The 23,056-nt window shown below is 68.5% G+C and carries 21 protein-coding genes; 8 read left to right on the plus strand and 13 right to left on the minus strand.

All coding sequences use genetic code 11. The features are described 5' to 3' along the window. Nucleotide 1 precedes the first annotated feature (1 nt). The 6 genes from pxpA to AAG801_RS06225 are packed head-to-tail and all read right to left on the minus strand — an operon-like array spanning nt 2 to nt 4,363. Nucleotides 2-742, minus strand: a complete 741-nt coding sequence (gene pxpA / locus AAG801_RS06200) for a 5-oxoprolinase subunit PxpA (RefSeq protein WP_341887639.1) — start codon at nt 740-742, stop codon at nt 2-4. Between the two features lie 56 nt (nt 743-798). Continuing rightward, complete coding sequence (locus tag AAG801_RS06205; RefSeq protein WP_341887640.1) at nt 799-1,797, minus strand: biotin-dependent carboxyltransferase family protein; 999 nt, start codon at nt 1,795-1,797, stop codon at nt 799-801. After that, nucleotides 1,794-2,441 (minus strand): 5-oxoprolinase subunit PxpB, encoded by a 648-nt coding sequence (gene pxpB / locus AAG801_RS06210; RefSeq protein WP_341887675.1) that lies wholly within the window; start codon nt 2,439-2,441, stop codon nt 1,794-1,796. Before pxpB ends, AAG801_RS06205 begins: the two co-directional genes overlap by 4 nt. Nucleotides 2,442-2,481: 40 nt before the next feature. After that, nucleotides 2,482-2,985, minus strand: a complete 504-nt coding sequence (gene coaD / locus AAG801_RS06215; protein ID WP_062481439.1) for a pantetheine-phosphate adenylyltransferase — start codon at nt 2,983-2,985, stop codon at nt 2,482-2,484. Between the two features lie 43 nt (nt 2,986-3,028). Next, complete coding sequence (locus tag AAG801_RS06220) at nt 3,029-3,691, minus strand: RsmD family RNA methyltransferase (protein WP_192193554.1); 663 nt, start codon at nt 3,689-3,691, stop codon at nt 3,029-3,031. A gap of 36 nt (nt 3,692-3,727) precedes the next feature. Continuing rightward, nucleotides 3,728-4,363, minus strand: coding sequence for a LysE/ArgO family amino acid transporter (locus tag AAG801_RS06225; protein WP_341887641.1), 636 nt, complete (start codon nt 4,361-4,363; stop codon nt 3,728-3,730). A gap of 79 nt (nt 4,364-4,442) precedes the next feature. Here AAG801_RS06225 and AAG801_RS06230 point away from each other — a divergent pair, with 79 nt between their 5' ends. Continuing rightward, nucleotides 4,443-5,354 (plus strand): LysR family transcriptional regulator ArgP, encoded by a 912-nt coding sequence (locus AAG801_RS06230; protein ID WP_341887642.1) that lies wholly within the window; start codon nt 4,443-4,445, stop codon nt 5,352-5,354. Between the two features lie 9 nt (nt 5,355-5,363). On the opposite strand, the gene AAG801_RS06235 is transcribed toward AAG801_RS06230, so the two are convergent. Together AAG801_RS06235 and AAG801_RS06240 are read right to left on the minus strand one after the other, a co-directional pair. Then, nucleotides 5,364-6,722, minus strand: a complete 1,359-nt coding sequence (locus tag AAG801_RS06235; RefSeq protein ID WP_341887643.1) for a pitrilysin family protein — start codon at nt 6,720-6,722, stop codon at nt 5,364-5,366. A 19-nt stretch (nt 6,723-6,741) separates the two neighbouring features. Beyond that, the gene (locus tag AAG801_RS06240) at nt 6,742-8,187 is read right to left on the minus strand and encodes a pitrilysin family protein (protein ID WP_341887644.1); all 1,446 of its coding nucleotides are present in this window, start codon (nt 8,185-8,187) and stop codon (nt 6,742-6,744) included. A gap of 29 nt (nt 8,188-8,216) precedes the next feature. Between AAG801_RS06240 and ftsY the strand changes: the two genes are divergently transcribed. The 4 genes from ftsY to AAG801_RS06260 all read left to right on the plus strand — a co-directional run bounded on the left by ftsY (nt 8,217) and on the right by AAG801_RS06260 (nt 15,094). Then, nucleotides 8,217-9,569, plus strand: a complete 1,353-nt coding sequence (gene ftsY, locus AAG801_RS06245; RefSeq protein ID WP_341887645.1) for a signal recognition particle-docking protein FtsY — start codon at nt 8,217-8,219, stop codon at nt 9,567-9,569. Nucleotides 9,570-10,026: 457 nt separating this feature from the next. Further along, the gene (locus AAG801_RS06250) at nt 10,027-11,013 is read left to right on the plus strand and encodes a hypothetical protein (protein ID WP_341887646.1); all 987 of its coding nucleotides are present in this window, start codon (nt 10,027-10,029) and stop codon (nt 11,011-11,013) included. Next, complete coding sequence (locus tag AAG801_RS06255; protein WP_341887647.1) at nt 11,010-14,042, plus strand: T6SS effector BTH_I2691 family protein; 3,033 nt, start codon at nt 11,010-11,012, stop codon at nt 14,040-14,042. The genes AAG801_RS06250 and AAG801_RS06255 overlap by 4 nt, the downstream gene beginning before the upstream one ends. Continuing rightward, complete coding sequence (locus AAG801_RS06260) at nt 14,039-15,094, plus strand: DUF6708 domain-containing protein (protein WP_341887648.1); 1,056 nt, start codon at nt 14,039-14,041, stop codon at nt 15,092-15,094. Before AAG801_RS06255 ends, AAG801_RS06260 begins: the two co-directional genes overlap by 4 nt. A 287-nt stretch (nt 15,095-15,381) precedes the next feature. Here the strand turns inward: AAG801_RS06260 and AAG801_RS06265 are convergent, their stop codons facing one another. Continuing rightward, nucleotides 15,382-17,181, minus strand: coding sequence for an ATP-binding protein (locus AAG801_RS06265; RefSeq protein ID WP_341887649.1), 1,800 nt, complete (start codon nt 17,179-17,181; stop codon nt 15,382-15,384). Next, nucleotides 17,178-17,897 carry a response regulator transcription factor gene (locus AAG801_RS06270; protein ID WP_341887650.1) on the minus strand — a complete coding sequence of 240 codons (720 nt, stop codon included), beginning with the start codon at nt 17,895-17,897 and terminating at the stop codon, nt 17,178-17,180. Before AAG801_RS06270 ends, AAG801_RS06265 begins: the two co-directional genes overlap by 4 nt. A gap of 136 nt (nt 17,898-18,033) precedes the next feature. Between AAG801_RS06270 and AAG801_RS06275 the strand changes: the two genes are divergently transcribed. Then, on the plus strand, nt 18,034-18,498 hold the full coding sequence (locus AAG801_RS06275; RefSeq protein ID WP_341887651.1) for an Mpo1-like protein: 465 nt from the start codon (nt 18,034-18,036) through the stop codon (nt 18,496-18,498). 75 nt (nt 18,499-18,573) lie between these two features. On the opposite strand, the gene AAG801_RS06280 is transcribed toward AAG801_RS06275, so the two are convergent. Further along, on the minus strand, nt 18,574-19,392 hold the full coding sequence (locus AAG801_RS06280) for an aminotransferase class IV family protein (RefSeq protein WP_341887652.1): 819 nt from the start codon (nt 19,390-19,392) through the stop codon (nt 18,574-18,576). Nucleotides 19,393-19,516: 124 nt separating this feature from the next. On the opposite strand from AAG801_RS06280, the gene AAG801_RS06285 reads away from it, so the two are divergent. After that, a complete protein-coding gene (locus AAG801_RS06285; protein ID WP_341887653.1) occupies nt 19,517-20,434 on the plus strand; it encodes a LysR substrate-binding domain-containing protein in 918 nt (305 codons plus the stop codon). Nucleotides 20,435-20,570: 136 nt separating this feature from the next. After that, on the plus strand, nt 20,571-21,512 hold the full coding sequence (rpoH, locus tag AAG801_RS06290) for an RNA polymerase sigma factor RpoH (RefSeq protein WP_099792678.1): 942 nt from the start codon (nt 20,571-20,573) through the stop codon (nt 21,510-21,512). Nucleotides 21,513-21,583: 71 nt separating this feature from the next. Here the strand turns inward: rpoH and AAG801_RS06295 are convergent, their stop codons facing one another. Beyond that, nucleotides 21,584-22,414: a DNA alkylation repair protein gene (locus AAG801_RS06295; RefSeq protein WP_341887654.1), complete on the minus strand. Its 831-nt coding sequence runs from the start codon at nt 22,412-22,414 to the stop codon at nt 21,584-21,586. Nucleotides 22,415-22,430: 16 nt separating this feature from the next. Further along, nucleotides 22,431-23,054: an SCO family protein gene (locus tag AAG801_RS06300; protein ID WP_099792682.1), complete on the minus strand. Its 624-nt coding sequence runs from the start codon at nt 23,052-23,054 to the stop codon at nt 22,431-22,433. Between the last annotated feature and the right edge of the window lie 2 nt (nt 23,055-23,056).

Genomic DNA, 23,056 nt, shown 5'->3' on the forward strand with positions numbered 1-23,056 from the left:
TTCAGGCCATTGCGCGGACGGTGATGCCTTCCTGCTGCAACCGCTCGCGGATGCGCCGCGCAAAGGCCAGTGCATGCGCGCCGTCGCCGTGCAGGCACACGCTCTGGGCGTTGACGGGCACGGTGCTGCCGTCGATGGCGACCACGCGGTGGTCGCGCACCAGCGACAGGGTCTGCGCCAGCGACTGCTCTTCGCTCTCGATGAGCGCGCCGGGCTGGCTGCGCGGCACGAGGCTGCCATCGGGCATGTAGCCGCGGTCGGCAAACACTTCTTCGACGGGCTGCAGGCCGGCACGGCGGGCCGCGTCGATCATGTTGCTGCCCGCGAGGCCGAAGAACTTGAGCGAGGGATCGAAGCGGCGCACCGCTTCGCACAGCGCCTCGGCCAGCTCGGGTTCTTTCACCGCCTGGTTGTAGAGCTGGCCGTGCGGCTTCACGTGCGCAAGCCGGCCGCCCTCAGCCTTGACGATCGCAGCCAGCGCGCCGACCTGGTAGAGCACGTTCGCGACGATCTCCTCGGGCGGCAGATGCATGGTGCTGCGACCGAAATTCTCGCGGTCGGGAAAGCTCGGGTGCGCGCCGATCGCCACGCCGTGCGCCATGGCCCAGCGCACGCACTGCTGCATCGTCTTGGCGTCCCCCGCGTGCCAGCCGCAGGCAATGTTGGCGGAACTCACGAGGCCGAGCAGCGCTTCGTCGCTGCCGGCGCCTTCGCCGAGGTCGGCGTTCAGGTCGATCTGCATGGGAGGTTCTCCGTCTCGTGGGGCAGGTGCGAAAACGACCTGCGCTGCCTGACAGTCTAGGCCGCGCCGGGCCAGCCCGCAGCGGCGAGCCCTTGCGCCACTTGCGCCAGGTAGCGCTGCTGCCCGGCCCAGGCCGCGAGCGCATGCGGCAGGTCGGTGCGCACGAGCCGCAGCCGGCCGCCGAGCGGCGCCTGCGCGAGCTTCCAGAGGTCCGCGCGAATCACCACGCCGATGCGCGGGTAGCCGCCGGTGGTCTGGGCGTCGCCCATGAGGATGATCGGCTGGCCCGAGGGCGGCACCTGGATCGTGCCGGGAATCACGCCCGACGAGAGCATGTCGCCGACCGCCTTGCGCTGCAGCTCGGCACCGGCGAGCCGGCTGCCCATGCGGTTGCTCTGCGGCGTGATGCGCCAGCGCTCGTGCCACAGCAGTGCCTGCGCGTCGGGTGTGAACAGATCGAACTCGGGGCCGGGCAGCACGCGCAGCGCGAGCGCGCCGTCGGGCTCGGCCGTGCCCCAGTCGGGCGCGCGCAAGCCGAAAGGCCGGCGCGCACTTTGGTTGGCATCGAGGCGCGAAGCGCCCAGCGCGAGCCGGTCGCCCTTGCGCAACGCACGGCCTTCGTGACCGCCGAAGCCGGCCTTGAGGTCGGTGCTGCGCGAGCCGAGCACGGGTGCCACGTCGATGCCGCCCGCCACCGCGAGCCAGCTGCGCAGGCCGGCCTTCGGCGTGCCGGGCGCGTTGGCGCCGGCGAGCCGCAGCGTCTGGCCGGCGCGCACGGGCACGCTCCAGCAGGGCCACAGCGGCATGCCGTCGAGCGTGGCACCGAAGTCGTCGCCGGTGAGCGCGATGCGGGTGTCGGTCTCGAACTGCAGCTCGCAGCCGCCCAGGGTGAATTCGATGCCGGCCGCCGCGTCGGCGTTGCCGGCCAGCCGATTCGCCAGCGTGAGCGCGAGCATGTCGAGCGCGCCGCCCGGGCAGATGCCGAGCTGGCGCAGGCCGGGCCGCCCGAGGTCCTGCACCGAGGCATGCACGCCGGGTTTGCGCACGAGGATCATGTCTGCAGGCTTTCGACGACGAAGCGCACGCGGTCGCCCGGCCGCAGCAAGGTGGGCGACTCGGCCGCGGGGTCGAACAGCTCGAGCGGCGTGCGGCCGATGAGCTGCCAGCCGCCCGGCGACACCAGCGGGTAGATGCCGGTCTGTTCGCCGCCGATGCCGACCGAGCGCGCGGGCACGGCCGTGCGCGGTTCGGCGCGGCGCGGTGTCGCGAGTTCGGGCGACAGCCCGCCCATGAAGGCGAAGCCCGGCAGGAAGCCGAGCAGGTAGACCACGTAGTCGCCGCCGCTGTGGCGGCGCACCACCTCGGCCGCCGACAACCCGGTGTGGGCCGCCACGTCGGCGAGATCAGGACCGTGCTCGCCACCGTAGGCCACGGGAATCTCGATGCGCCGCCCTTCGGCGGCATGGGCCGCGAGCCCCGGCCAGGCCTGGAGCACGCGCGCTGCGAGTTCCTCGAACGCCACGGCGGTCGGGTCGAAGGTCAGCGTGAGGTTGTTCATGCCCGGCAGGGCTTCGCCGACGCCGGGCCAGACCAGCACCTCGGCGGCCAGCGCCCAGATGCGCTGCTGCTGCGCCAGCGTGGCGGGCGCGGGCAGGTCGCACACCAGCGCCGCATCGCCCAGCGGATGCAGGCGGGGCAAGGGGGTGTTGCTCACCTCCGCGCGAAGCCTGGGAGCGGGTTCATTCCCTGCCGAGGCTGCGGACTTTGGCCGTGAGCTGCTGCTCGACGTTCGGCGAGACGAACTTGTTGACCTCGCCGCCGAGCATGGCGATCTCGCGCACGAAGGTGCTGGAGATGAACTGGTACTTGTCGCTTGGGGTGAGGAACACGGTCTCGACGTCGGGCATCAGCGAGCGGTTCATGCCGGCGAGCTGGAACTCGTAGTCGAAGTCGGTCACGGCGCGCAGGCCGCGCACCATGGCCTTGCCGCCGCGCGCGACGACAAAGTCGCGCAGCAGGCCCGAGAAGCTCTCGACAGTGACCTGGTCGCTGTAGGGCTTCACCGCCTCGCGGGCCATGTCCATGCGCTCGGAGAGCGTGAACAGCGCCTTCTTGTGGTGGCCCGCCGCGACGGCGACGATCACCTTGGAGAAGAGTTGGGTTGCACGCCGCACCACGTCCTCGTGACCGAGGGTGATGGGGTCGAAAGTGCCGGGATAAACCGCGATCACGTTGCTGGCCATGGTTGGTTCTTCCTCATGCTGCCGGTGCGGCTTGTCCGGCGGATTATGCAGGCACGGACACGGCGCGCCGCAGCAGATGGGCATGCACGGCGCCGGCCTTCAGGTAGCGGAATTCCACGAGGCCGAGCGCGGCGAGTTCCTCGGCGGCCCAGCGGCGCGGCGCCTCGAGGTAGATCGCGCCGTCGGCATGCAGCGCGCGCGCGGCGGCGCGCAGGGCCGGCTCGTACAGCGCGACGGTCTCGAAGGGCGGATCGAGAAACACCGCCTGCAGGCTGCCCGCCGCCGCACGTTCGAGTGCGGTGACGCCGTTGCCGCGTTCCACGCGCACGGCCTTGGCCGAGAGCTTGGTCTTGGCGGCTTCCAGCTGGGCGACCAGCGCGCCGTCTTGTTCACACAGCAGCACGTTGGCCGCGCCGCGCGAGGCGGCTTCGAGGCCGAGCGCGCCGGTGCCCGCGAAGGCGTCGATGCAGTGCCAGCCCGGCAGCCCACCACCGCCCACGCCGGCCAGGCTCGCGAGCCAGTTGAACAGCGTTTCGCGCACGCGGTCGGGCGTGGGGCGCAGGCCGGGCTTGTCGGCCACGGCGAGGCGGGTGCGTTTCCACTCGCCGCCGATGATGCGGACCTCGTTGGGCCGCGACGGGCGCTTGGCGGCGGGGGCGCGCGAGGCAGGCGCGGCTGCGTTCTTTTTTGTGGGCTTCTGGGGCATGCGGCGAGCTTAACGCCGCAGCTGGCCCCACTTCACTCAGTAGCCCATGAACGCGCGACGGGCCAGCAAGGCCGCCAGCACGAGCATGGTGCCGCCGATGAGCGCATCGAGCATCTGCCAGGCGCGCGGCCGTGCGAACACCGGTGCCAGCAGCCGCGCGCCGAAGCCCAGCGCCGTGAACCACAGCACGCTGGCGAGTGTCGATCCGGCCACGAACCAGAGCTTGAGCGCGCCCGGGTACTGCGCCCCGGCGCTGCCCACGAGCAGCACGGTGTCAAGGTAGACGTGCGGGTTCAGCAGCGTGAAGCCGGCGGCCTGCGCGACCACCGCGGCGCGCGAGCGCGAAGCGCCCTGCGACACCGTCTGCAGCGCGCCCGGCTGGCGCGAGCGCCACAGCGCGCGCAGGCCGTAGCCGCAGAGAAAGGCCGCGCCGAAGCCCGCGAGCAGCGTCGCCAGCATCGGCCGGCCCTTCAAGGCCTGCGCCATGCCGGCCACGCCGGCGGCGACCAGCACCGCGTCGCAGGCCGCGCAGAACAGCACCACCGCGCTCACGTGCTCGCGGCGCAAGCCCTGGCGCAGCACGTACGCGTTCTGGGCGCCGATGGCGACGATGAGCACCAGGCTCATGAAGAGCCCGTTGAGAAAAGCGGTGGAGGTGAGGACGGCGGTCATGGTCCGAGCTTGCCGCCCGCACATCGTTAAATCAAACTAAACTTTCTAACTTCAATTCAGTTTTACTTCATTCACCACGATGCTCGACTACGCCGCCCTGCACGCCCTCGCCGCCGTGGTGCGCGAAGGCAGTTTCGAACGCGCCGCCCGCGCGCTGCACGTCACGCCCTCGGCGGTGTCGCAGCGCGTGAAACTGCTCGAGGAGCGCACCGGCGGCGCGCTGCTGGTACGCGGCCAGCCCTGCGTGGCGACCGAGGCCGGCCTGCAGCTGTGCCGGCACGTCGAGCGCGTGGGCATGCTGGAGCACGAGCTGCGCGAAGCCCTGCCCGCGCTCGGCATGGGCAGCGGCGAGGCGCACGAACGCGTCACGGTGCGCGTGGCGGTCAATGCCGACAGCCTCGCGACGTGGTTCATGGCGGGGGCCGCGGCCTTTGCCGCGCAGGCACCGGACGCCCTGCTCGACCTCACGGCCGACGACCAGGACCACACGGCCGAGCGGCTGCGCAGCGGCGCCGTGCTCGCGGCCGTGACCGCGCTGGCCCAGCCGGTCACGGGCTGCAACAGCGAGGCACTGGGCACGGTGCACTACGTGGCCGCCGCGAGCCCCGGTTTTGTGGAACGGTATTTCGCCAAGGGCGTGGGAGCGCGCACGCTGGCCGCCGCGCCGAACCTGGTGTTCGACCGCAAGGACCGGCTGCAGGCGCGCTGGGTGCGCCGCATCTGCCATCGCAACGTGGAAACGCCGCGCCACTGGGTGCCCTCACCCGCCGCCTTCGTCGAGGCGGCCTGCCGCGGCATGGGCTGGGGCATGCACCCGACCAGCATGGTGGCCGACGCCTTGCGCGACGGCACGCTGGTGGAGTTGGTGCCCGGCGAGACGCTGCCGGTGCCGCTGTACTGGCAGCAGGCGCGCGCGGCGCCCCGTCTGCTGGAGCAGCTCGGCGCTGCGGTGCGCGCCGCCGCGCGCAGCGGGCCGCACGCGCTGGCCTGATCGCTTGTTTTAGGGCGCGGCCTGCTTGCCGCCCACCACCACCGTCACCATGCGCTGCGGCTGCAGCTTGCGACCGAACGCGGCCTTGATGTCGGCGGCCGTGACGGCGTTCATGCGCGCGGTCCAGGTGTCGAGGTAGTCCAGCGGCAGGCCGTACCAGGCGATGTTGGCGACGTTGCCGATCAGCTTGCGGTTGCTGTCCAGCAGCAGCGGGAAGCCGCCGATCAGGTTGTCCTTCGCGGCCTTCAGTTCCTTCTCGGTCGGGCCTTCGGCCACGAACTTCGCGAGCACCTCGCGCGAGACCTTGGTCGCTGCGTCGGCCTGGTCGGGCCGGGTCTGGAAGCCGATGCGGAAGGCGCCCGCGTCGAGCCCCGGCGCAAAGCCGCTGTAGACGCTGTAGGCCAGGCCGCGCTTCTCGCGCACCTCTTCGGTCAGCCGCGAGACAAAACCACCGCCGCCGAGCACGTAGTTGCCGAGCGTGAGCGCGAAGTGGTCCGGGTCCTGGCGCGGGTAGCCGGGCTGGCCGATGAAGACGTGGGCCTGCGCCGAATCGAACGCAATGCGCTCGTCCTTTGGCGCCGTGAGCGCCGCCACGGGCGCGATGCCCGGCAGCGGTGCGCAGGCGGTGGGGCTGGGCAGGCGCGACAGCAGCGTGGTCGCCAGCGCCTCGGCCTCGGCGCGCGTGACCGCGCCCACGATGCTGAGCTTGGCGCGGCACGGCAGGATCAGCTGCTCGTAGCGCTGGCGCATGGCGGCGGTGTCGATGCGCGCCAGCGTCTCTTCGGTCACTTCCTGGCCGTACGGATGCGTGCCGTACACGGCCTGCGCGAAGGCGCGGCCGACGACGGTCGCGGGCTTGGTGTTGGCTTCCTTGATGGCGGCGTTGATGCGCTCGCGTTCGCGCGGCCAGATGTCGTCGGGGAACGCGGGCTCGCCGATCTCGCGTGCGGCCAGGGCCACGGACTTGGTCAGCAGCGCGGGGTCGGACAGCGTGCGCAGCGTGAAGCTGGTGCGGTCGGTACCGGCGCTCACGTCGAAGCTGGCGCCCAGATCGGCCCAGGCCTCGCCCAGCGCGTTCTGGTCGAGCGCGGGCTCGCCGTTGCGGCCGGCACGCACGCCCTTCTCGACCATCGCGGCGCTGGTGCTGGCCAGCCCGGCCTGCGCCGCAGGGTCGCGCCGGCTGCCGGCGTCGAAATCGATCTGCACGTCGACGATCGGCAGCGCGTTGGTCGACACCAGGTACACCTTGGCGCCGTTGGCCAGCGTCCAGTGCTCGATGGGCAGCGCGGCCTGCGCACTGCCCATGCCGAACAGCGCGGTGATGCCCGCCAGGAGGGCGGTGCTTGCAAATTTGTGGAGGTTCTTCATGGAGGGAGTCCGGTGCCTTTCAGCGCATCTCGCCAGCGGGGGCTGCGAAGCCGCGGCCGCGCTTGGGTTCGGGCGGCAGGGGCCGCAGCGTGGCGACCGTGAGCTGGTCATCGCCGAAATACTTGGCGGCCACGGCCTGCACCTGCGCCGCCGTCACGGCCTGCAGCCGGGCGACGATGCGCTCGCTGGCGTCGAGCGGCAGGCCTTGAATCCAGTTGCTGCCGAGTTCGCGCGCCTGCGCCATCACCGAATCGCGCTTGTAGGTTTCGCTCGCCACCCACTGCGTCTTGACGCGGGCCAGCTCGGCCTCGCCGACACCTTCTTTCGCCACGCGCGCCACCTGGGCACGCAGCGCGGCCTCGACCGTCTCGGCGGTCTTGCCGGCGGCCGGCACGCCGTCGAGCATGAAGAGCTGCGGACCGCGACCGACGAAGCCCGCATACGCGCCGGCCGAATCGGCCACGCGGCCGGGGCCTTGCGTGAGCGCGCGGTCAAGCCGCGCACCGGCGTAGCCGTCGAGCACGGCCGAGAGCACCACCAGCGCCCACGCGTCGCTGTTGGCGTCGTCGATGTTGGTGAGCTGCGGCACGCGGAAGGCGAGCGACACATACGCCTGCTCGGCCGGGGCCTTGAATTCGAGGCGGCGGATGCCGCGCTGCGTTGGCTCGGTGCGCGGCTTGCGCTCCGGCACGGCGCGCGCGGGGATGCTGCCGTAGTACTTCTCGGCCAGCGCGCGCACGCGCGCCACGTCGACGTCGCCGGCCACCACGAGCACGGCGTTGGCCGGCACGTACCAGCGCTGGAAGAAGGCGCGCGCATCGGCAGGCGTCATCGACTCGAGGTCGCTCATCCAGCCCACCACCGGGCGGCGGTAGGGCGACGAGGTGAAGACGGCCGCATTCTGCTGCTCGCCGAGCAGGGCGCGCGGCTGGTCGTCGGTGCGCAGGCGGCGCTCTTCCTTGACCACCTCGATCTCGCGCTTGAACTCGTCGTCGGGCCACTGGTTGTTGGCGAAGCGGTCCGATTCGAGTTTCATCACCTGCTCGAGGCTGCCGACCGGGATCTGCTGGTAGTAGCCCGTGGCGTCGCGCATGGTGAAGGCGTTTTCCTGCCCGCCCAGCGCCGCCACGCGGCGCGAGAACTCGCCGGCCGGCACGGTCTTCGTGCCCTTGAACAGCATGTGCTCCAGCACGTGCGCCACGCCCGAGACACCGTCGACCTCGTCCATGGAGCCGACCCGCACCCAGACCATCTGCACCGCGGTCGGCGAGCGCCGGTCGGGCTGCACGATCACGGTCATGCCGTTGGCGAGGGTGAATTGCTGGGGGCCCGGGGCCGCGGCGGCGGAGGCCGACGCGGCGGAAGCGGGGGTGGACTGGGCCTGCGCGGGCACGGTCCACAGCGCCGAAAGCGCCAGGGCCAGCACCGCACCAGACGCAGCGCGGCGTGGCGAGAGGTGTTTCATAGAATGGGTCGGATTGTAAAAAGCTCCCGATGTTCAGTTTCTTCAAGAAAAAACCACCTGCCGATGCCCCGGTGACACCGGCCCCGCCGCCGACCACCGAACCCGCGCCCTCCCCGGCCGCGGAACCCGCACCGGCACGCTCGGTGTTCTCGCCGTCGAGCTGGTTCGGGTCAAAGCCTGCGGCGGAAGCGCCTGCGCCTGCGCCCGTTCCTGCACCGCCGCCTGCACCCGCACCCGCGCCTGCCCCGGCTCCCGAGCCGACGCCTGCCGCGCCTGTGGTTGCTCCGGCGCCGGTGGTGGCACCAGCGCCCGCACCGCTGCCTGCGCCGATGCCCGCGCCAGTACCGGTCGCCGCACCAGCACCGATCCCTGCGCCAGTACCGGCGCCCGCACCCGTCATCGCACCGCCGCCCCCTCCGGCGCCCGTGCCCCCACCGCCTCCCGCACCCGTCGCCGTCGTTGAACCACCCGCCATCGCCACCGAGCGCAAGAGCTGGTTCGACAAGCTCAAGACCGGCCTGCGCAAGACCGGCACCGGCATCCAGGCCGTGTTCGTCAATGCGCAGATCGACGACGCGCTGTATGAAGAACTCGAGTCGGCGCTCTTGATGGCCGACACCGGCGTCAAGGCCACCGAGTACCTGCTCGACGACCTGAAGGTGCGCGTCAAGCGCCAGATGGCCACCGACGCCGCGCAGGTCAAGCTGCTGCTGGCCGATGCCGTCACCGACCTGCTCAAGCCACTCGAGAAGCCGCTGGTCATCGGCGAGTACACGCCCACCGTGATCATGGTGGCCGGCGTCAACGGCGCGGGCAAGACCACCTCCATCGGCAAGCTCACCAAGCACCTAGCCACCGAAGGCGCTTCCGTGCTGCTGGCCGCGGCCGACACCTTCCGTGCCGCGGCGCGCGAGCAGCTGCTGGTCTGGGCCGACCGCAACACCGTCGAGATCGTCAGCAACGAAGGCGGTGACCCGTCGGCCGTGAGCTTCGACGCCGTGAACGCCGGCAAGGCGCGCGGCAAGGACGTGGTGCTGGTCGACACGGCCGGCCGCCTGCCGACGCAGCTGCACCTGATGGACGAGCTGAAGAAGATCAAGCGCGTCGTCACCAAGGCCGACGCCACCGCGCCGCACGAGGTGCTGCTGGTGATCGACGGCAACACCGGCCAGAACGCGCTCGCGCAGGTCAGGTCCTTCGACGAAACGCTGGGCCTCACGGGCCTCATCGTCACCAAGCTCGACGGCACCGCCAAGGGCGGCGTGCTGTGCGCCATTGCGCGCGAGCGGCCCATTCCGGTGTACTTCATCGGCGTGGGCGAGAGGCTCGAAGACCTCGAGACCTTCAACGCCCGCGAGTTCGCGCAGGCGCTGCTGGGCTGAGGCGCGCGCCTCGCTTCGAGTCCAACGAGCGGGCGCGGTCCTTCCCCGCGCCGCATCGCTGCGATGGGGCAGCGAAACGCCTCAATGGCGAACATTTGTCGACGATGGTCATCGCGGACGGCTCAAAGTCCGAGCGATGGCGTAGAGAGATAGTTCTTGCCGTTCCACGCACCTGTCTGCCCCTCCATTCAAGGGGCAGATATTCGTGAATTCGATCACGACTCGGCTGCCCAGCGGGGCAGTGCCACTCCTACACTCCGCGCGGCTTCTCTCGAACACCGCGCGGTGACTCCAACCCGCATCGTCGTCTTCGGGGAGGCCAGGGAGGGTGGTCAAGCGCGGCAACGAAGATTGCATCCAAGCGTCAAGCTGCCTGTGTTCTTGCTGCATTCATACACCGGCCGCCATGTCAGAGATTCCCCTTCCACCCTGGCCTTGGGACAGTCCGCCACGCGCGTTGACGACAGCCCTTGGCAAACGCCTTGCCGCCCAATTCGGGCCCGGCCCCGTCTATCTCCTCGTCGATCCGTGCTTTGACGATCCCCCCGGGGTAGCGCTTGAAAAAGCAGCGACCGGCGCGGTCCCCGGCGGCACACGGCGGGCACGCGAAGCTGCATGGAAACGCCAGGTCCACACGCTGCACTCCAGCGACCTCCCCCGCTTCACGGAAGCTCGCTTTCCGTACCTCGTCTGCCTGGAAGGCGACGCTGATCCCTGGCTCGAGAAAAGCATCGAATGGGCTGCGCAGGAGCACCTGGATGCTTGTGCACTCGGCAACGGTTCTTGCCGCATCGGCGGCTGGCTTCAGCCTCACAGCGTCGACACCCCCCGTGTGCTGGAGTCGCTGTCGTCTGGCATCGATCACGAAGGGCGGGCGTTGGCGGCTCAACTCGCTTGCCTCCTCGAGTTTGCGGACGCCGACGGTGCGCGCCGGATGGTTCGCCTGTTCGACCGGCGTGTCCTGCACACGCTGCAACGGGGAACCCGGATCGATTGGGCGTCCGCGCTCCAAGGCATCGCCTGCTGGAGCTACCTCGATCACAACCTCGCACTGCACACGCTGCAAGGCCATCGCGGCGCATTCACTGCCAAGCCGTTGATCGACAGCGACGCGCACCGCGAGTTGCTCGCCCGCTGCCATGCCCTTCACCTGACCCAATCCGCGTGGCTGCACACCACGTTTCCATTGCCGGATGACGCATTCGACAAAGCCATGCGTCAGCTGTACGACGCCGAGCAACGCGGGCTTGTCCATCCCGCGGACCAGGCGGCCTATGCCGTGGAAACTTTGACCGAGCCCGCATTCGGCCATTGGCCGAAGCAACAGGTGCTTCTGAACAACGTCGTGCGCAACCGTTTGGTGCTGCGCGATGCGCTCGACGACCAACGTCACAACTGGACCGGCACGAACGCCGCCACCCGAACCGTCGGAAAGTACGTATGAGCGACTGCAGAATCTGCGACAACAAGGCCGGCCTTTCAATCCTTCTGGTGCGTCCCGGCGCCATCGCGACCGATGCGGATTTCGCACCCGCTGAAGCTCCGCGGCTACTGACCCACGAACCCAGCGTCAAAGCGCTGAGCCTGCCCGCGCTGAAAAAATCGCGCCATGTCCTGCGCATGCTGCGCCAGGGCGGCTTCGTGTACGTGTACTACACCAAATGCCCTCCGCAGCTCATCAAATCCTGGCAGGCGTACCGGGTGCAAGGCAGCGGCGCACTCGTCCCCGAAAGCCAGATCGTCTGGGCCGATCGGGAAGCCAGCTTCGCATGCAGCGTCAAGCCCACGCACCCGAACGACGTGCGCACCCTCTGCATCCAGCTGCCCGAAAAAGAACCGGGCAGCGCCGGCCCTGTGTGGATCGGCTTCAGCATGAACTGGTGGGACGACACCATGCGCGCGCAGGTGCAGGCCAACCCCGCTGCAGCCGGCATGGTGTGCATCGACTCGCGGGCCGATCTGGGCGGCGTGTCGCATGCCTTCAAGGCCGAAGAGGCGCTGATCCAGAAGCATGTCGCCGACTTCGCGCTGCGCTCGATGAAGCATGGTGGCATCAAGGAAGGGATCAACGTCACCCAAGGCGGCACCGAGTCCGCCACGCCCTTCTACGGCGCGTCGCAAGACAAGACCTACCGGTTGGCCAATGGCATGGCCGCTGCCATGCGGCGGCAGGCCGAGCAGCACGCGACGACGCGGGGCAAGGCGTTCGTGCTCGCCATCCCCGACCCCGTGGGGCTTGCCGCCGATCTGAACGGTATTCGTCTTGCCAGGGACAAGGCGTTCAAGGACGCCACACTCCAATCGCCCGAGGCGTGGCCCACCGCAAGCCATGCGACGTTGAACGCGCTGCAGGCGGCAATGAAGACCGCAGGCATGGCCCGCGCCGAAAGCGAGGCCTACGGCAGCACCTCCCGCGAGCAATGGGAACAACTGCGCGGACAGCCATACTTTCAAGTGGGCTTTGCATGGGAACCGGCCGCCGATGGCTCACTCGCAGCCGATGGCAGCCGCAACGGGCGCATCGTCGAGCCGGGGAACATCCGCCGCACGCGACGCATCGGTCAGCGCGGCGAACGCATCGGCGAGTCCGAGTGGCACGGCATTGCGAACGAGATCGACGCGCTCAAGCGCAAGGAGTGGCAGAAAACACGCGATACCGCACTTGGCAAGGAAGCCGAGCTGCTGTCCGCCTACGAGCTCGACTGGCTGCACGCGACGAAACACCCAGCCACGCTCGACTACTTCAAGCGCCACTTCGACGAGAACAGCCCGAACAAACTGACGGAACAGACACGAAACTGCCCCGGTGCCATCTACGCAAGCGAAAGCCACCTGATCCACTTTCCGCAGCCACTGAGCACGCCGCAGTGCTTCAAGGACTATCTGGCTCACACACTGGACAAGCCCATCACCGATGCGCAGGCCATTGCACTGCGCGCCATGTTCGGCAACCAGAAAAACGTCATCGAGCAGGCGCATGCCGTCCTCGTCGGCGAATGGGACCGCGCCGGCGAGAACATGCGCGACAAGACCTACGACCTCATCAAGGGATTGCTCACCACCGAGGCCGGTCGCAAGTACAGCTGGCTGACCAACGTGGTGGCAACCTTCTCGATAGGCCAGATCGCCGCGTTCACGGCCGCCGCGACCCAGATGCTCAACTCGCCGAAGACCGCGCCGGTCGTGGAGCCGTACCTGCGCAAGCTGCCCAAGGTGTGCCTGGCCCACCGAGGCTTCGAGGCGGCGCTGGAGGCGGCCCTGAATGGCGGCCGGAGACTCGACATGCCGGTGCTGCTCGAGCTCAAGCTCAACGCGCGCGACGCCGTGGCCATCCTGGCCGGCAAGAGCGCGGCGGCCAAGGCCACCGAGTGGGTCGTCAGCGCCAGCAAAGGCGAAGTGAAGATGTGGGCCCTGACCTCGTTGGATGCTCTCCAGCAGTTGCGCGACCCGACCTCCATCGATCCCGGGCGTGCTCCGGCAAAAATGCCCAACGCAGGCGGTGATCCGCTGGCCGAACTCAAGGTCAGGGCCGCCAGCTTGGGCGCCATCGAGTTGACCCCCAACAGCGCGACACGCGTCCTCCAATACCAGAATGAGCGTGCGATCGGTGCGGCCCGGGAGATCAAGGCGGAGAACTTCAAGAGCGGCACCGACGCCCGCCTGGCCCTCGGCAGCCTGTTCGTGCAGGGTCTGGGCATGTACTGGGGCATCAAGGCCTTGATGGAGGCCTATTCAGGGGACGGCCCCGCGGCCGAGAAGAAGCGCCACGATGCATGGCTGAGCGTGGGCGACAGCGCCTCGGGGCTGGCGACAGCCTTCTTCGAACTCGCCCATGCGGGCCACAGCATGCGGCTGGTGGGGCAAGGCGGTGCGGCAGCGATGCAGGCCAGTGCGGTGCTTCCGGCGCTCAGGCTTGGGGCTGCGCTGGCGGGTGTGGGAGGTGGGGTGATCAATGCGTGGATTTCTTGGGATAAGGCGGATGTTGCGAAAGAGAATGCCAATGACGTTGCATATGGTGCCTACACAGTTGCAGGTTTCGCCTTCATGGGAACTGCAATAACAAGCACGGCGCTTGCTACTGAAGCGGGCGCACAAGCGGCCCTCAAGCGCTTTGCAAGCCAGCGCGTGCTCGTGATCATCGCGGGCTCCATCGTCGGCGGCATGGAAGCGTCGGTCGCCGGATTTGCAGTCGCCTCCATCATTTCGGGCGTGGGCCTTGTCTTGCTGGGCGCAGGCATCGTGGCCACACTCATTGCCATGCAAGAACTCACGCCACTGGAAAAATGGGCCAACCGCAGCTTTTTTGGGAAGGGCAATCGAGGTGTGAAATTTACCGATGGCCATGAAGAGCAGCTCAAACTCGATGAAGCGCTTGCACCTCCCAAGCCGGTAGCGACACCAGAACCAGCGCCATACCCAACACCCGCGTATGACCCGCGGCAGCGAAGCCCGACACGAAGGACGAGTTCTTGAGTACACCGGAAGCGGAGGCACCGCGAACAGCCAACAAGCACCCCACAAAGAAGCGCATCGACGTATTGCGCAGCTTTGGAAAAACCGAGGTCGCAAGCATTGAGGTTACAGACTTGGGATTGCTCAAGCGCGTCTACGCCCGAGCCTTCCAGTTTGGAGGGGTGGGAGGGGAGGGTTGGCGTGGGATGCCAGCATCATTCGCCGCTCTAGGTTTTTTCCTTAGTCTCTGGACAGCTAGTCTTGCGCTGAGAGGACTTCTCTACCCGGATCCGTTTGAAGTCGGGAAGACATATCCAATCGTCATATATGGCATCGCTCTCTTCTTTTTTGCAGTTAGTGCTTTCCTTTTTCTTCTCTGGGTCTACACCGCCACCTTCTTCTTCCCCTCCGATGACAGCGTCATCTTCGACCGTGGCAACCGCAAGGTGCACTGGGTCAGCATGCAACTCGCAGGCAAGACCCGCCGTGCAGCACTGAAGCGCCCCGTTGTCGAAGTCCGCAGCGTCGATTGGGATCTTGTCGATGCCGAGCACCGCGTCATCGTCAAGGTCAACACCGCCAGTGCGAGCCGCGACCATGACCTCGCATTCGTTGTGCGCAAGAGCGCCACGGACGCCACCGTCGTTGACGAATTCGGCATCGCCCCGAGCATGCTGCTGGGTGAGACCACCGTGCCCGCCCTGTGGGAGCACATCCGCCGCTACATGGAAGAAGACGGCCCACCCCTGCCGCCGGGCATCACGGAACCCAGCCCCACGGTATCCAAGCCGCACAACTGGTGGCAGAGCATGGGACTGGTCGGCCCCTTCGGACCGAAGTACATCCAATGGTGGAGGAAGCAACCCGGCCTCACACTGGCCGCCCACGTATTGCTGCCGATGAGCCTGCCCATCTATCTGGCCTGGGGCACGTTGAACTGGCTGACCTATGCCACTGAACAGAAAGTCCACTGGCCGCAAGACGTGCTCGATGCGCTCGGCCCACCGCTGAATGCGCGGAGCATTGAAGCAGGCAAGGGCGGTGCGCTGCAGCCCATGCGTGCCAAAGGATAAAAAAACGGCCCCCGGCTTTCGCCGGAGGCCGTCAGCTCCCTGTCTTTCTTATTTCTCCCTTGTATTCCCCCTGCGTGTGGCCTGTGCGGCGTCGCTCTTCGTGTGCGAAGGCACCGGTGGTCGACGCCTGCAATACCCCCTGATTTCGCTTCCCTGAGACCCGAAATTACGACGGGAGGCGAAGGCCCGGCAGTGCCAAAAGTCATTGCATACGCACCCAACCGATGGGATCGGCACGCAATGAACTACAACGTATTCACTTTCAGCCGCAGGCTGTGTGCGAAACGCTACGGTGCCGGCGCAAGCTCGGCCATGGCCTGCAGCAGCGCATCGGGCGCCACGGGCTTGAACAGCACCGGCACGCCCGACTCGCGCACGCGCTGCAGGCGGTCGGGCGAGGTCTCGCCGGTGATCAGCAACAGCGGCAGTTCGGTGCCCGCGTGCCGGCTCAGGCGCAGGCCGGCGTCGAGGCCGTCGACGCCGTCGGCCAGGCGGTAGTCGCACATCAGAAGGCCGAAGGGCCGGCCCTCGGCGCGGGCCTGGTGCAGCGCATCGGCTGCGGCGGCCTCGTCGGCGACGGCGTGTGCGTCGATCGCGTGCGAGCGCAGCAGGCCGGTCATGGCTTCGCGGATTTCGAGTTCGTCGTCCATCAGCAGCACGCGACCGGGCAGCGTGGCAGCGCGGCGACGTGCGGCCAGTTCGACGCTGCCGGCCGGGAATGGCCCCACGAGCGCGCTGACCTGCGGCGGCATGGTCGGCAGCACGACGCGGAAGTGCGTGCCCCGGCCCGGGCGCGAATGCATCTGCACCGGATGGCCCAGGAGCCGCGACAGGCGACGCACGATCGACAGGCCGATGCCCAAGCCGCGCGCACGGTCGCGGCCCGGGTTATCGATTTGATAGAACTCTTCGAAGATGCGGTGCGACTGCTCGGGCGCGATGCCGATGCCGGTGTCGCGCACCTCGATCCACACAGCGTCGCCGCGGTCGCGCGCCGTGACGGTCACGCCGCCCTGCACGGTGTACTTCAGCGCGTTGTCCATCAGGTTGGACAGCATGCGGTGCAGCAGCTGCGGATCGCTGCGCACCCACAGGCCGCTGGCGCGCACGCGCAGCTGCAGTTCTTTCTGCTCGGCCTGCGCCGAGAAGGTGTGGTTGAGCGGCAGGAAGAGCGCGTCGAGCTCCACCGGCTGCGGCGATGGCGTGATGACGCCCGCGTCGAGCCGGGAGACGTCGAGCATGGTGTCGAGCGAGGCGCCCAGCGCGTTCACGGCGCGCATCAGGCGCTCGGCGTTGCGGCTCTCGGGACGGCCGCGCAGTTCGTTCTCGAGCGCGGCGCCGAACAGCGCGATGGCGTGCAGCGGCTGGCGCAGGTCGTGGCTGGCTGCGCCGAGGAAGCGGGTCTTTTCTTCGCTGGCGCGCTCGGTGGCGGCGATCTGCTCGCCCAGGCGCGCGGCCAGCGCCTCGTTCTCGAAACGCAGCATGAGCGAGTCGGTCAGCAGCCGGTGCTGGCGCACGCCGGCGTGCAGCGTGAGCATCAAATAGGCCGAGCCAGCCGCGGCCAGGAACAAGTGCAGGCCGTCGCCCTGCCAGGCCAGCGCGATGATCATGCCCAGCGACATGGGCAGCGTGTAGCCGAACAGCGCGGGCTTGAGCGGCCACAGCGACTGCGCGGCGCGCGCGCAGCTGCCGACGATCACAGCCATCAGCAGCGAGGTCATGGGCATGTTCTCGTGCGGCACGATGAACCAGGGCACCACCGCCGTGATCATGCTCACCAGCGTGACCATGCGCGAGATCTTGCGCGCCCAGTACGGGCTCTCCGAGGGCGGGCGGGCGGGCGTCCAGCGCGGCGTGAAGAAGATGTAGATGTCGACCGCCGCCAGCGCCGCCATCCAGAACAGCAGGCGCGCGTCGCTGAGCTGCGAGTAGATGATGCAGCCGAACACGATCACGAAGCCCAGGTGGGTCAGCGTGGAAATGCCGTAGGTGTCGTAGACCGAACCGACGTGCTCGCGCAGCACGCGCTGGCTCAGCAGCTGGCCGGCGGCGGCATCGCCGCGGCCCGCCAGCGTGGCGCCGCTCAACGCAGCATGCTGATCAGCTGGGCGCGCGAGCGCATGCCGAACAGCAGGAGGATGGTCGAGACATGGTTCTTCACCGTGCCCTCGCTGAGGTTGGCCAGTTGCGCGATCTCCTTGTTCGCCTTGCCTTCGAGCACCCACTGCAGCACCTGCGTCTGGCGCGGCGTGAGCTCCTGCCAGGCGCTGGCGTGCGCGAACTCCGCATACCCCGACAACGACTTGGGCAGCGCCGCGGGCGGCAGCGGCTGCTGCGGCGTGCCGTCGGCCTCGAACAGGCCGCAGGCGCGGATGAAGCCCACCATCTCCTTCAGGTCGGCGGACTTCGGCAGGAAGGCGCTGGCACCGAGCGCGAGCGCGCCCTGCGCCAACGTGCTGTTGGCGGTGCCCGAGAGCACCACGACGCGCGCCGTCGGAAAGCGCAGCCGGAACTCGGCCAGGCCGCTGAGCCCGTGCGTGTCGGGCAGCGCGAGGTCGAGCAGCACGAGGCCGATGGCCGCCTCGTTCGCTGCGTAGAGCGCGAGCGCGTCGGCGATGTTGCCGGCCTCGAACACCGAGATGCGCGCGCCCGAGGTGGCGGCCTGGGCCTGCACCAGCGCGCTCACGCCCAGGCGCAGCAGGTCGTGATCGTCCACCACCAGGATCGCGCCGGACACGCCTGCGGGCGCACCGTTGTCGGTGAGGGGCAGCGGGGGTGCGGAGGGGGAGTCGAAAGAGGCCACGGATTTGATCTTAGCGGCGCAAGCCCCGGGCGACAGTGCCCTTAGTCATGGCGCCGGGACCGCACTCTTGCCATGGTGCCGCGCCGTGGGCACCATGGAAGTCCTGCCGCAACGCACGGCGCCCCGGAGACCTGCCATGACCCACACCGCCGCCGCCCCGCTCGCCACCAGCGAGCGCAAGGTCGACCGCCTGCTCGCCCACTACGAGGAGAGCCACCGCCATCCGACCAACGAGCTGATCCACTTCGTGGCCATTCCCGCGATCATGCTGAGCATCGTCGGGCTGCTGTTCGCGATCCACCCGTGGGTGGCCTACGCCTTCGTGGCGGCCAGCCTCGTGTACTACGCATTGCTGCGCTCGCCGGCCTTCCTCATCACCATGCTGGCGCTCACGGTGCTGGCGCTGGTGGCGGTGCATGCGATGGGTGCCGCGGTCGCGCCGGTGTCGGCGGCGATCTTCGTGGTGGCGTGGATCTTCCAGTTCGTCGGCCACAAGATGGAAGGCAAGAAGCCTTCGTTCTTCGAGGACATCCAGTACCTCTGGGTCGGTCCGCTGTTCGTGCTGTCGAAGCTGTTCCTGAAGCTCGGCATCCGCTGGTAGCCGGCGGCCTCTGAGAGGGATGGCGCCCCTCACGTTCTCTGATGTGGCGCGCAACGTCCGCGCACAAGGGTCCATTCAAGGCGACACGAGCGCCTCTGCCTCATAGGCCCGGTGCAGCAGTTCCACGAAAGCCGGCGCGGCCGGCAACGCCACGTCGCCGATGCGATGCCCCGCCACGCCCGGCGTCCACGAGTTCATGACCACGGCGCCGGCCATCGCAGGCAGGTCGGCCATCCGCAGCACCTGGCTGCGCTGCGCAACGCCGAGGCGATCGAGCTGCCGGCGCACGATGCCCATCGTGGTGCCGATAAGGATCTCGGCCTCGGGCCACACCACCGCCTTGCCGTCCCAGAAAGCCAGGTTCCAGATCGACGCCTCGCCGAGCCGGCCATGCCGGTCGAGAAAGGCCGCGTCGTCGAAGCCCTGCGCGGCGGCCTGGCGCAACAGCTGTGTCTTGGCACCTTCGCCGACGTGCTTCACCGACGGCAGGAAGCGCTCGTGTTCGATCGCGGCCAGGGTCAGCGGGCTTGCGGGGCCGTTGGAAGGCGGGCCGGTGCGGATCAGCAGCTCTGGCACCGCGTCGGCCACGGTGAACTCGCCGACCGGGGAGTAGACGGTGGCGGTCAGCGACAGGTCCGCCGGGCCGGCCGCCAACGCGGCCCGCAGGTGCGCGCGCACTGCGTCGTCGGGCAGCGCCTGGCCGAACAGGGTCTGCGAGGCGAAGCGCAGCCGTGCCAGATGGAGGTCGAGGCCCCGCACCCGGCCACCGCGCACCTGCATGGCCGTGAAATGGGCGTGGCCGGCGAAGGCCAGCGACGCCAGGGTCTCGGCGGGTGCGGGCTGGCCGTTGCGCCGCACGACGAAAGAGGAAGAAGAAGGGGCGCTGGCGGACATGGTTTCGTTGCTCCAGGAGGGGACCGTTGCGGATGGACCATCAAGTTCCCGAACTATCTCGCGTTGACTTCTCTCTGAGAAACGAATAGTTTTTGAGAAATCATCAAAAATCATTTGAAGATCGATGCACCCCCAACTGATCCCCGGCACCCGCGCCCTGCGCACCTTCGAGGCTGCCGGGCGGCACCTGAACTTCACGCGAGCCGCCGAAGAAGTCGGGCTGACGCCGGCCGCCGTGAGCCACCAGATCAAGGAGATCGAGGACCAGCTGGGCGTGCTGCTGTTCACGCGCACCAGCCGCAGCATCCGCCTGACGCCGGCCGGCGCCGTGTGGTTCGAAGCCACCGCCGATGCGCTCGACACCCTGCGCCGCGCCGCCGGCCGCGCCCGGCGCATGGCGCGCGGGGCGGCGACGCTGCGCGTGTCGACCAGCGCCCGCTTCGCGACCAACTGGCTGCTGCCCCGGCTGCCGCAGTTCCGGGCCGCGAACCCGGGGCTGGAACTGGGTTTCGACATCTCCGATGCCCTGCGGGATTTCGACGCCGATGACATCGACGTGGCGATCCGTTTCGGCAGGGGGCACGACGCGGGCACGCGCGCGCAGCGCCTGTTCGACACCGTGATCGTGCCGGTCTGCAGCCCCAAGCTGCTCACCAGCGGGCCCCCGCTGGCAACGCCGCGCGACCTGCGCCAGCACACGCTGTGCTACGTCGACTGGAAGACCGACGGCATGGTCTGGCCGAACTGGCCGATGTGGATGGCCGCCGCAGGCATCGACGGCTTCGACGACAGCCGCTGCATCGGCTTCGCCGACTCGAGCGACGTGGTGCGCGCCGTCACCGAGAGCGGCATGGTCGGCCTGGCCGACCTGGACATGATCACCGCCGACCTCGCCCAGGGCCGGCTGGTGCGGCTGTTCGACCTCGGCGTGCCCATGGCGGCGGGCTACGCCTACCACCTGGTCTACCCGGAAGGCAGCGCCCGGGACCCGCGCATCCTGGCGTTCCAGGACTGGCTGCTCGGACAAGCGGCACGGACTTGAAAAACGCCAAATGGCATACAAATATCCAGCAAATCGCGACAAAAGCTATCGCAACGATAGAAATGCAAGGGAACCCTTGGCTTAGCACTCCCTCTAACCGAGTGCTAATATGACCGCCACAAAGGAGTTTCCCCTGATGACAACGCTGTCTGGAGTCTCTGCCAACCAGCTGGCCGTCGCCAACCCATGGTCGATGGTCCCCCCGCTGGGCAACCTGGATGCCTACATTTCGGCCGCCAACCGCCTGCCGCTGCTCACGCTCGAAGAAGAGCAGGGCTTCGCACGCAAGTTGCGCGACCAGAACGACCTCGAAGCCGCCGGCGCGCTGATCCTGTCGCACCTGCGCCTGGTCGTCTCCATTTCCCGCCAGTACCTGGGCTACGGGCTGCCGCACGGCGACCTGATCCAGGAAGGCAACGTCGGTCTCATGAAGGCCGTGAAGCGTTTCGACCCCGACCAGGGCGTGCGGCTGGTGAGCTACGCCATGCACTGGATCAAGGCCGAGATCCACGAGTACATCCTGAAGAACTGGCGCATGGTCAAGGTCGCGACGACCAAGGCCCAGCGCAAGCTGTTCTTCAATCTGCGCTCGATGAAGCAGAGTTTCAAGGCCGACTCGGCCGCGGCCGACAACGGCACGCACCGGGAAACGCTGAGCCCCGACGAGGTCTCGCAGATGGCCACGCGCCTGAACGTGAAGCCCGAGGAAGTGCTCGAGATGGAAACCCGCCTGTCGGGCGGCGACGTGCTGCTCGATCCGGGTCCGTCCGATGACGGCGACGAAGGCTTCGGCCCGATCGCCTACCTGGCCGACGCCACGCAGGAACCGACCGCCTTGCTCGAATCGCAGCAGCGCGACCGCCTGTCGAGCGACGGCATCGCCACCGCTCTCGAGGCGCTGGACGACCGCAGCCGCCGCATCGTCGAAGAGCGCTGGCTCAAGGTGAACGACGACGGCTCGGGCGGCATGACGCTGCACGACCTGGCCGCGGTGTATGGCGTGAGCGCCGAACGCATCCGCCAGATCGAAGTGGCGGCGATGAAGAAGATGAAGAAGGCGCTGGCCGAGTACGCGTAAGCGTTGCGACCGCCCTCCTCCACGAAAAAGCCCGGCAGTGCCGGGCTTTTTTTCGTTCAGGGGGCGTCAGGTCAGGGTATCGATTTGGTCAACGTGCGCAACGCCCGCTTCGCGATGTAGCGGGTCTCGGCGGTGGGCGACTCGGCCACCCAGCGCGTGCACAGCGTCTCGACCCATTCGGGCTGCGTCTTGCTCGCGTCGTTGAGCCAGTTGGCCACCGAGTTCTGCACGTAGCGATGGCCGTCCGCGCGCAGCGGCTCCAGCAGCGGCAGCGCCAGCCAGGGCTCGGCCTTCAGCGCTTCGATCTGCGCGCACCACACACCGCGCGGGCGCGTGAGTTCACTGGCGAAGCGGCGCACGTTCGGGTCGGCATCGGTTACCCAGGGCTGCAGCAGCGCCAGCGCTTCGTCGAGCGAGCCGATGACACTGTCGCGCACCGCCATCCACGCGAACTCGCGCACGCCGAAGTGCGGGTCGGCGGCGAAACGGCGCACGGCGACGAGCTGCTCGGCGAGCGGCAGGTCCGACAGCGTGATCCACTGCACCGCCCAGCAGCGCGCGACGTCGCTCGCGTGCGTGGCCAGCCGGTGCGCCACGGCATCGCGCTCGGCGTGCGCGGCCGTCATGTCGTACAGCGCCCGCGCGATGTGGCTGTGGCGCTGCATGGGCTTGAACGCGGCCAGCATGGCGAGCGTGTCGTCCAGCCGTTCGTGCGCCGCGTCGAGGCCGACATGGCCCGCCACGCTGCGTGCGAGCAGCGGCAGTTCGAGTGCAAGAAATTCGTTGAGGTTGACGGTCTCGAGCAGCCCGCCGTTCAGCGCGCCCAGCACCTCGGGTGGAATGAGCGCGATGCGGAACGCGCCCTTGCGCGACTTCAGGTGCTCGACCGATGCGGTATCCATGCCCTGGGCGCCTGGCTCAGGAGGCGAGCAGCGTCTTCAGGTCCGACACCATGGCCGGCACGCCCGCGCCGTAGCGCGCGTAGAGCCGCAGCCGGCCCTGCGGGTCGTAGATGTAGCTCGCGGCCGAGTGGTCCATCGCGTAGCTGGTCGGCGTCTTGCCATCGACCTTCTTGTAATAGACCTTGAAGTCTTTCGCGAGGGCGACGAGTTGCTCGGGCGTGGGGATGAGGGCCACGAAGCTCGGGTCGAACGCGCCCATGTAGGCCTTGAGCACCTCGGGCGTGTCGCGCGCCGGATCGACGGTGACGAACAACACCTGCAGCTTGCTGCCATCGGCGCCGAGCTGCTGCTTGACCTGTGCCATCTCGGTCATGGTGGTCGGGCAGACGTCGGGGCACTGCACGTAGCCGAAGAACAGCACGACCGCCTTGCCCTTGAAGTCGGCCAGCGTGCGCACCTTGCCGTCGGCGTCGGTGAGCGAGAAGTCTTTCGCGTAGTCGGCGCCGGTGATGTCAACCGCCTGGAAGCTCTGCTTCGGTTGCTGCTCGCTGCAGGCCGACAGGCCCAAGCCCAAAGTGGCCGAGGCGGCCACCCATCCGGCGGTGGCGGCGATCGATTTCAGGGCATTGCGCTTGTTCATGG

The organism is Variovorax sp. YR752 (genome assembly GCF_943372545.1).

Bases quoted from the DNA above. Each gene is read 5' to 3' on its own strand.
- AAG801_RS06235 (WP_341887643.1), bottom strand. From the start codon at position 6,722: ATGAAGAACCTCCACAAATTTGCAAGCACCGCCCTCCTGGCGGGCATC.
- AAG801_RS06285 (WP_341887653.1), top strand. From the start codon at position 19,517: ATGCACCCCCAACTGATCCCCGGCACCCGCGCCCTGCGCACCTTCGAG.
- AAG801_RS06230 (WP_341887642.1), top strand. From the start codon at position 4,443: ATGCTCGACTACGCCGCCCTGCACGCCCTCGCCGCCGTGGTGCGCGAA.
- AAG801_RS06295 (WP_341887654.1), bottom strand. From the start codon at position 22,414: ATGGATACCGCATCGGTCGAGCACCTGAAGTCGCGCAAGGGCGCGTTC.
- AAG801_RS06220 (WP_192193554.1), bottom strand. From the start codon at position 3,691: ATGCCCCAGAAGCCCACAAAAAAGAACGCAGCCGCGCCTGCCTCGCGC.
- coaD (WP_062481439.1), bottom strand. From the start codon at position 2,985: ATGGCCAGCAACGTGATCGCGGTTTATCCCGGCACTTTCGACCCCATC.
- rpoH (WP_099792678.1), top strand. From the start codon at position 20,571: ATGACAACGCTGTCTGGAGTCTCTGCCAACCAGCTGGCCGTCGCCAAC.
- AAG801_RS06275 (WP_341887651.1), top strand. From the start codon at position 18,034: ATGACCCACACCGCCGCCGCCCCGCTCGCCACCAGCGAGCGCAAGGTC.
- AAG801_RS06280 (WP_341887652.1), bottom strand. From the start codon at position 19,392: ATGTCCGCCAGCGCCCCTTCTTCTTCCTCTTTCGTCGTGCGGCGCAAC.
- AAG801_RS06225 (WP_341887641.1), bottom strand. From the start codon at position 4,363: ATGACCGCCGTCCTCACCTCCACCGCTTTTCTCAACGGGCTCTTCATG.
- AAG801_RS06205 (WP_341887640.1), bottom strand. From the start codon at position 1,797: ATGATCCTCGTGCGCAAACCCGGCGTGCATGCCTCGGTGCAGGACCTC.
- pxpA (WP_341887639.1), bottom strand. From the start codon at position 742: ATGCAGATCGACCTGAACGCCGACCTCGGCGAAGGCGCCGGCAGCGAC.
- ftsY (WP_341887645.1), top strand. From the start codon at position 8,217: ATGTTCAGTTTCTTCAAGAAAAAACCACCTGCCGATGCCCCGGTGACA.
- AAG801_RS06300 (WP_099792682.1), bottom strand. From the start codon at position 23,054: ATGAACAAGCGCAATGCCCTGAAATCGATCGCCGCCACCGCCGGATGG.
- AAG801_RS06240 (WP_341887644.1), bottom strand. From the start codon at position 8,187: ATGAAACACCTCTCGCCACGCCGCGCTGCGTCTGGTGCGGTGCTGGCC.
- AAG801_RS06255 (WP_341887647.1), top strand. From the start codon at position 11,010: ATGAGCGACTGCAGAATCTGCGACAACAAGGCCGGCCTTTCAATCCTT.